This window comes from Rappaport israeli, from assembly GCF_001888055.1.
Taxonomy (GTDB): domain Bacteria; phylum Pseudomonadota; class Gammaproteobacteria; order Cardiobacteriales; family Cardiobacteriaceae; genus Rappaport; species Rappaport israeli.
This window is the reverse complement of record NZ_LXHZ01000037.1, coordinates 1-1182: the sequence shown is the minus strand read 5'-3', so window position 1 is coordinate 1182 and position 1182 is coordinate 1. Positions and strand designations below refer to the sequence as shown.

General features: G+C 52.2%; 1 protein-coding gene. It reads left to right on the top strand.

The features are described 5' to 3' along the window. Positions 1 to 293: 293 nt before the first annotated feature. Complete coding sequence (locus tag A5N84_RS09225) at positions 294 to 1028, top strand: 5'-methylthioadenosine/adenosylhomocysteine nucleosidase (protein WP_072282141.1); 735 nt, start codon at positions 294 to 296, stop codon at positions 1026 to 1028. The last annotated feature ends 154 nt before the right edge of the window (positions 1029 to 1182 follow it).

Genomic DNA, 1182 nt, shown 5'->3' with positions numbered 1-1182 from the left:
TTTGGCGTTTGGCGTTTGACGTTTGACGTTTGACGTTTGACGTTTGACGTTTGACGTTTGACGTTTGGCGTTTTGGCGTTTGGCGTTTGGCGTTTTGGCGTTTGGCGGTTGCGGATTTTGGCATTAAGCATTAAGCATTAAGCATTAAGCATTAAGCGCATTTGACAGACAGGCGGAGCGCGAGGCTGGCGGTGTGTGTCAATATTGCACTGTGTTTCATATGAAACCGCCATAAGTCGTACCACTCCCCACTAACAAGATGCAATGGTATGATGGTGCTTTTTGGAAAAATCATGCCCCAACACCACACACATTGGCTCGACAACGCCCAATCTCCCATCGCCATCATCGGCGCCATGCAACCTGAAATCGCTCTTTTGCGCACTTGGCTCAGAGACCCCCGCGAACATACATTCGGCGGTACGCAGATTTTTTGCGGTTGGCTAGACGGTCAAGCCGTTGCCCTCATGCAAGGCGGAATTGGCAAAGTCAACGCCAGCATCGGCACAACACTCCTCATCCAACATTTTGGCGCACGCGCTATTATCAACACAGGGTCAGCAGGTGGATTAGCGCCCCAGCTGGCAGTAGGCGACGTCGTTATTGCCGACAATGCCGCGCATCACGATGTAGATGTAACCGCTTTTGGCTATCAGCGCGGACAAATGGCGCAAATGCCCCTCTACTACCCCTGTGACAGCGCCTTAATCGCCCATGCAACCCACGCCAGCAGCGCCTTTTCACAAGCCAAAGTGCATCGCGGTTTAGTCGTTAGTGGCGATAGCTTTATAGCCAGCGCCAAACAGCGCACACAAATCCTCACCGATTTCCCCAAAGCCCTAGCAGTAGAAATGGAAGCCGCCGCCATCGCGCAAACTTGCTATCAATTTAACACCCCTTTTGCCATCGTCCGCGCCATCTCAGACACCGCTGACTCCGACGCCTCACACAGTTTTGAAGAATTTATCACCCTAGCAGGCAAACACTCCGCCGAAATGGTGCGGCAAATTGTGCAACATATTGACTAAACCACCACCAAAACCCCCAATATCACCTCAATCAATCAATGCGCGCCATGCTCCAAAAGCAAAATATTACACATCGGCGCGCATGATTCCACACCGCATCACCGCATCACCGCATCACCGCATCACCGCATCACCGCATCACCGCATCACCGCA